9 protein-coding genes are annotated in these 6,300 nt (G+C 32.1%); all 9 read left to right on the top strand.

Annotated elements, in window-relative coordinates; all coding sequences use genetic code 11:
* Positions 1 to 231: 231 nt before the first annotated feature.
* Positions 232 to 1,083 carry an AraC family transcriptional regulator gene (locus tag HRU50_RS15960; RefSeq protein ID WP_296352316.1) on the top strand — a complete coding sequence of 284 codons (852 nt, stop codon included), beginning with the start codon at positions 232 to 234 and terminating at the stop codon, positions 1,081 to 1,083.
* Positions 1,084 to 1,267: 184 nt separating this feature from the next.
* On the top strand, positions 1,268 to 1,567 hold the full coding sequence (locus HRU50_RS15955) for a hypothetical protein (RefSeq protein WP_296352314.1): 300 nt from the start codon (positions 1,268 to 1,270) through the stop codon (positions 1,565 to 1,567).
* Positions 1,568 to 1,647: 80 nt separating this feature from the next.
* On the top strand, positions 1,648 to 2,022 hold the full coding sequence (locus HRU50_RS15950; RefSeq protein ID WP_296352312.1) for a hypothetical protein: 375 nt from the start codon (positions 1,648 to 1,650) through the stop codon (positions 2,020 to 2,022).
* The gene (locus tag HRU50_RS15945; RefSeq protein WP_296352310.1) at positions 2,006 to 2,497 is read left to right on the top strand and encodes a DUF1772 domain-containing protein; all 492 of its coding nucleotides are present in this window, start codon (positions 2,006 to 2,008) and stop codon (positions 2,495 to 2,497) included. The genes HRU50_RS15950 and HRU50_RS15945 overlap by 17 nt, the downstream gene beginning before the upstream one ends.
* Positions 2,498 to 2,540: 43 nt before the next feature.
* Positions 2,541 to 3,137, top strand: coding sequence for a carboxymuconolactone decarboxylase family protein (locus HRU50_RS15940; protein ID WP_296352308.1), 597 nt, complete (start codon positions 2,541 to 2,543; stop codon positions 3,135 to 3,137).
* 28 nt (positions 3,138 to 3,165) lie between these two features.
* The gene (locus HRU50_RS15935; protein ID WP_296352306.1) at positions 3,166 to 3,999 is read left to right on the top strand and encodes an NmrA family NAD(P)-binding protein; all 834 of its coding nucleotides are present in this window, start codon (positions 3,166 to 3,168) and stop codon (positions 3,997 to 3,999) included.
* 169 nt (positions 4,000 to 4,168) lie between these two features.
* The gene (locus tag HRU50_RS15930) at positions 4,169 to 4,465 is read left to right on the top strand and encodes a hypothetical protein (protein ID WP_296352304.1); all 297 of its coding nucleotides are present in this window, start codon (positions 4,169 to 4,171) and stop codon (positions 4,463 to 4,465) included.
* A gap of 231 nt (positions 4,466 to 4,696) precedes the next feature.
* Positions 4,697 to 5,539 (top strand): CPBP family intramembrane glutamic endopeptidase, encoded by an 843-nt coding sequence (locus HRU50_RS15925; RefSeq protein WP_296352302.1) that lies wholly within the window; start codon positions 4,697 to 4,699, stop codon positions 5,537 to 5,539.
* A 3-nt stretch (positions 5,540 to 5,542) separates the two neighbouring features.
* A complete protein-coding gene (locus HRU50_RS15920; protein ID WP_296352300.1) occupies positions 5,543 to 6,058 on the top strand; it encodes a hypothetical protein in 516 nt (171 codons plus the stop codon).
* The last annotated feature ends 242 nt before the right edge of the window (positions 6,059 to 6,300 follow it).

Genomic DNA, 6,300 nt, shown 5'->3' with positions numbered 1-6,300 from the left:
TGATAAGTCTTCTTTCCTTGCATAACATAAGATACGTATTTTCCGTATCTTTAACAAGTAGTTGTGCAACAGGCACACCGTGTATAAGTAATAGCGGGTTAAGTGATAAAACAAAAGAATAAACATAAAACAAAAATCAGTGTAAAACCGAAAGGTTTGTGAGTAGAAATCCGCTACTACTCATACACGAGACCGTTGGCAATAATTAAAATCGATAGAGATAATTCAAAAATGAATCGTGAAATAATAGATATAAATGATTATACAATTTTATTGGAAGAGGCTTCTACCGATAATAATCTAATAGATTCATGTTTTTTTGACGAGCCTATAATAGCTATCGCTTTTTATGGTACAGGTGATGTTGGTCTTAACGTGAAATTTAATGGAAAAACCAAAGAGTTCCATCACACCAAAGGTATGGTACTATCATTTTATGCAGATAATATGGTAGAATTTGAACATCATGTTTCCAAACTAAAATCACTACAATGTCTAGTAATTGCTACAACAATTAGAAAAATAGACAAATTGCCTAATGGTGAAGGTCAATTCTTGGAACAATTTTTATATCAACTAATCCACCCAAAAGACCATTATGTTGAAGGTCCTGTATTTAATATGAGTCCAGAAATGTTTCAATTAGTTGAACAATTATTCAGCAATACTTACGAAGGTGAGATTAAAATGATGTTTTATAAAAGCCATATCATAGCTTTACTTTCTCATTATTTTGGACAATTGGCAAAACAACAAAGCACAAAATTTGATACTTCACAAATAGAAAAAATCAATCTTGCTCAAGAAATTTTATTATCCAATTTAGAAAATCCTCCTTCCTTAACAGAATTGGCCAATAGAATTGGCACCAACACCAATAAGCTTAAAATAGAATTTAAAGCACACTTTGGTGTTCCTGTTTTCAAATACTTACAAAACGAACGTTTAAAAAAAGCGTACAGTTTAATTAAAAATGATCAAAAAACAATTCAAGAAGCCGCCTGGGCTGTAGGTTACGATAGCCTCGGTTCTTTCTCTAACGCTTTTGAAAAAAAGTTTGGCTATAGACCCAGCCAAGTCTAAAATTCTTTTTGAATAAATCATAATTCTTTTTGAATAAGTCGCTGCAAGACAGCTACTATAGATTTGTATCATAATTAAAAGCGATAAAATTATGATCAACAAAATCCTATACAGTACTATATGCGCCATCTTAGTATGGATCCTGGGTGTAAGTTGCTACTATCTGTCTTCTTTCTTGACAATTTTGGAAAACACCCAACTACAATCAAATATTGTAGTTGCGCTTGCCATTGTACCATTTGCATGCATTGGAACCTATCTGTTTTATAAAAGAAGCTTTATCAAACCCTCGGTATTAGCATTAATCTTTATTGGGGTTTCTATTGTGTTAGATGCCCTAGTTACAGTCCCACTGTTTATTATTCCAAATGGCGGAAGTTTCTCGGAGTTTTTTGGTGATGCCATATTTTACACCCTAGCCATAGAGTTTTACTTTATAGTGCTGTACTATGGTAACCATATAACCCAAAGGTTTGAAGCTTAAACAAACACATAATTTAACCACCGACCCTGAAATTATTCTTCAATGCAATCAAATAAACATTCCAAAAATAGTCTTCAAATATGGTGACTCTAATTAAAATCTCAATAGGATTTATAGCGACTCTCGTTATTATTACTGAAGACTCTTATAATTCTAATGAGGCAACTAATGAGTCCATTGCGCAGCATTCTTCAATAGATTTAGATAAATCTTGCAAAGATAAAGCTTATAAGATTCTAAAAAGTAAATGCAATATCTGTCATCGTAAACGTAATAGAAGAAGAGTATTTACAAAAGAAAATATGGACACCTGGGCAAATGATATTTACAAACAAGTCTTTATAAAAAAAAGAATGCCAAGTGGAAAGAAAGTAAAACTCAGTCCAGATGAATATCAAGATTTATTAACATGGATAACAAACACAAAAAATAGTAAAAATGGAAATCAACTATAAAATTATTGTTCTCATATTAAGTATTCTATTTACAGGTTTAACAGCTGGGTTATGTTTTACTTGGTTTAACGCAGTTACTCCTGGTATCGGAAGATTAGATAATCTTAGTTTTTTAAAGGCTTTCCAAGCCATGAATAGGGCTATTATTAATAGTCAATTCATGATTATTTTTATGGGACCAACCATTCTACTATTTGTGAATGCTGTTCTTTTTAGAACTAATAATACAACTTTCTGGCTTTTTCTTATTGCAGCAATAATCTTCTTTATTGGTATAGGTCTGCTAACTGTTTTTGGTAATGTACCTTTAAATGAGATGTTGGATAACTCGAATCTAGAATCACTCTCAAAATTAGAATTACAAACACTTCGAAATAAATTTGAAAACCCCTGGAATCGATGGCATACTCTGAGAACAGCATCATCTATCACCTCATTTTCACTTCTAATAGTAGGAACACTTTACCTAAAATAAAACATTATAAAAATTAAGAAAACAAATACTTAAATATAAAATTATGCCATTTTTTAAACAATTAAATGAATTATCTGATATTACAGATATCACTTGGAATGACCGAAAGCGATTAGGTCCTTTAGACAAAGCCTCTCAGAATATAATGCGTGGAAAATCAAACTTTTCTCATGCTCAAAAAGAGCTTTTCGCAGCCTATGTTTCTGGACTTAACGCATGTAGTTTTTGTTATGGTTCTCATGTAGCTGTTGCTGAAAACTTTGGTATTTCTCCAAAAATAGTAGAATCTCTTTTAGAAGATATAGCCTCGGCCCCAATAAAAAATAATGAAAAACCAATATTCAATTATTTAAAAAAACTAACCTTATCGGCAAGTAAGCTAACACAAAGTGATGCAGATGCTGTGTTTAATGAGGGTTGGAGTGAAGAAGATTTACAAGAGGTAATTCTTATTGGTTGTCTTTTCAATTTTTATAATCGATTACTTGACGGTCACGGAATTAAAGGCAACAAAGCTATTTATCATTTTGGTGCAAATCATCTACATAAAAATGGCTATAGCGTTCCTTGGTTTATTGGACTAATAAAAGGCTTTATTAAAAAAAGTAAGCTAAAAAAACTTAACGAATTCAAATCCTAAATAATATCAAATATAAAAATATAAGAACATGGAAAATATTTTAGTAATTGGAGGCACAGGAAAAACTGGTCGTCGCGTCGTAGAACAATTAAAAAATAAAGGAATTGAGCCTAGAATTGGTTCAAGAAATGCATCGCCAAGCTTTGATTGGGACAATAAAGATACTTGGATAGAAATCTTAAGCGGCATCGAAAAAATGTATGTTACGTATTATCCTGATCTTGCTGTTCCAGGAGCTAAAGAAGCTATAGAGAGTTTAACTTATTTAGCAAAAGAATTAGGTGTTAAAAAAATGGTGCTACTCTCTGGAAAAGGCGAAACTGAAGCTGAAGCTTGTGAAAAAATTGTCATGAATTCTGGTGTGGATTATACAATAGTTAGGGCATCTTGGTTTAATCAGAATTGGAGCGAAAGCTTCTTTTTAGACCCTATTCTTTCAGGAGAAGTGGCATTACCAATGTCTGATATATTAATCCCGTTTGTAGACGCGAATGATATTGCAGAGGTTGCTGCTACTGTCCTACTCAATGATACATACAATGGCGAAATTATTGAGGTAACAGGACCTGAATTAATCACTTTTAAGGATATTGTCAATATCATTTCAAAGACTAGCAATAGAAAATTAAACTTCTATGAAATCACATTAGAACAGTATATTGATGGTATGAAGCAAATGCAAATACCTAATGATGTTGTGTGGTTAATCGAGTATTTATTTAGTCATGTTTTAACTAATCCAAAGAATCAACAGGTAGTTAATGATATTGAACGAGTTTTAGGAAGAAAAGCGAAAACATTTCTAGAATATGCGCAAGAAACTGCCGAAACCGGGATTTGGAGTCAAGTTGAAGTCCAATAACTATTGCCAACAACGTGTATAAGTAATAGCGATTTGAATCTTAAATCAAGTCGCTATTACTTTTTTATTTTGTACTTTACTTTCCGAAAAGTATGACATATAAGCTCGCTACTACTCATACACAAACACGTTGTATGCCATTTAAAAAGACTCTACCTGAAATATGATAATGCCTTCTGACAAGGACTATAAGTCAACCAAAAAAATAAAACAAAAGGTCTCGAATATTAAAGAGGAATTCGAGCCACTTGCTAAATGGATTGACGAAAAATATAATGTCAAAACATTAAACCTAATTTTCGATTATATAGATAACGACAAATCTCATCCTCGACTTCAAGTTTGTTTAGAATATGCAAATGACAAAGGAAAGTTTATGGACAACAAAACCTATAACTTTGACGAAAGAAAACAGAACGAAATTGCGAAAAAGTTTGTAGAAATAACTTCAGATTATGACAAATAACACCACGTGTTAGGCACTGCCACTAACATAGGGTAAAGCGAATAACGTCTAAAGGCTTATATTGCTTATATTTACAAATAAATATCGCAACTCGCCTTACCCGTCTGGCCGTTAGCTGTAAATGCAACCTATCAGAATCCTAAACAGATTGTGATGAAATAATTAGTTACCAACACAATATTTCCAAAACCTAAGTAACAAAAATTAAACTGTATCGTCATCTGTGTAAAAATGAATAACAGACAAGATATAGATATGATTAAAAAGGTAAGCCCATTCTTTTCAGGTATAACAATGCTTATTGTCATAGGTATTATAATGCTACTACCCTTGGACAAATTAATTACTGAGCAAGACTTTTCCAGTTTTCAAGTTGAATATGTAATATTAGCAATTAAAATGCTTTTGATTCTTTCAATCAGTCTCTTACTTATAACAAGGCTAAACGAGAAAGCATTATCTGGGATTAGTTCAAAATACAAATGGTCTTTTAAATACCTCAATTTAATACCTTTCTATTTATTCTTACTAGGCACTTTGGGTTTTATAAATAAGGATTTATCATCAATAGATTTCTCTAATATGGCACTGTTACTAATTGCTTGCCAATTAGTTGGCTTTGCAGAGGAGTTTGTGTTTAGAGGTTACCTACAGCCTGTTTTCCTAAAAAAATATATTTCACGTGATAGAGGAATCTTCTTGGGAGTACTCTTTCCTGCTATATTCTTTGGTGCTTCGCACTTGTTAAATCTAACTGTAAATGATAATGTTCCACAAGTAATAGGTCAATCGATTTACGCAATTTTCATAGGATTCTTTTTTGGAGTGGTCTTATTAAAAACCAATAAGTTAATCCCACTTGCCATTACGCATGGATTTATTAATTTTTTCTTCCTTTTTAGATTACTTCCCAGTTTAAGTAGCAATATGGAACCTGCTGTTGCGATGACACTTCTAGAACAAATAATATCCGCGGCAGCACCCCTTCTAATTTTTATACCATTGTTTGTCATTGGTCTTATGTTGTTAAGGAAAATAACACAAGAGGATGTTCAAAAGAAAATTAACCTATAACCTATGAGATACACACTATTAGTTATAAGCCTATTATTAGCATCTCTTGTTTTAAACGCTCAAAATAAAGATTCAGAAAAGGAACTAGAACGTGTAATTGAAGAATTTAGGGTATCCATAATCGAACATAATGATATTGAAAAGTTTAGCAAACTTTTTTTACACGATTCAATAACTTGGGCAGCAATTTTCACCAAAAAGACAAAGGAAATGACCTTAAAGCAAATGCCTGATTTTGTGTTTCATTCAGGTGATTATAAAACCTTCTATAATAATTTAAAGGAAAAGACTGAAGAAAAGTTTTATAATGTGAAAATTAATAGACGAGGAGAATTTGCCACAATTTCCTTTGATTATAATTTTTCTTTTAACTCAAAAATTCAGAATTGGGGTATTGAATACTGGTCGCTTATATTGGTTAATGAGAAATGGAAAATAACCTCTGTTACTTGGACCATGAACTACCAAGACATAGAAAAGTGTCCGTTTTCTAACGAAACAGAATTCCGTTTAAATTAGTAAGATAAAAGAGATAGCGAGTTTGAAAGGACTAAAAAACTACAGCTAACAAGGTGTATAAACAATAGCGGTTTGAGTTCTAACTCGAATCGCTTTTCCATTTAAATAAAGTATATTGTAGGCTGAAAAGTAGTCGCTTAAAACCCGCTACTGCTCATACACAAAACCGATGATAACACATTCGCCAAAGGCGAACTTCAATCTGCGCTGCTTCGCAGACAATGCATCTTAAAGTAGATGTG

The sequence above is a fragment of the Winogradskyella sp. genome (assembly GCF_013213835.1).
Classification (GTDB): domain Bacteria; phylum Bacteroidota; class Bacteroidia; order Flavobacteriales; family Flavobacteriaceae; genus Winogradskyella.
Note: the sequence above shows the minus strand (reverse complement) of the source record. Positions and strands in the feature narration are given on the sequence as shown.